Origin of the sequence: Streptomyces sp. SP17BM10, assembly GCF_036322405.1 — a bacterium.
Taxonomy (GTDB): Bacteria; Actinomycetota; Actinomycetes; order Streptomycetales; family Streptomycetaceae; genus Kitasatospora.
In genome coordinates this window covers 1-272 of record NZ_JAQYXB010000440.1, presented here as the reverse complement: position 1 = coordinate 272, position 272 = coordinate 1, and the positions used below count along the sequence as shown (strand labels likewise).

General features: G+C 75.4%; 1 pseudogene. It reads right to left on the bottom strand.

The features are described from left to right. A pseudogene (locus PUR71_RS05160) lies at nucleotides 1-249 on the bottom strand (hypothetical protein); the annotation flags it as partial. Nucleotides 250-272: the final 23 nt, after the last annotated feature.

Sequence of the window (272 nt, the reverse complement as noted above, 5' to 3'; positions counted from 1 at the left end):
GTGCGACACCACCACGGTGGCGGCGAGCAGCAGGCGCAGCGCCCCGAAGGCGTTCGCCCGGCCGGTGGCCAGGCCGGCGAAGGTTCCGCGCCGGAAACGGTCTCCGATGGCTCCCCCTCGTGCGCGGATGCGGGTGCGGCGGGGGGTCCAGCCGAGGCTGTCGCGGGCGACGGTGACGTCGAGCTGCTGCCACTCGGTCTCCGGGCCGGTGCCCTCGGGGGCCGGGACCTCGGTGATCTCGGTGGGCACGCCGCTCTCCTCGATCAGGAGCT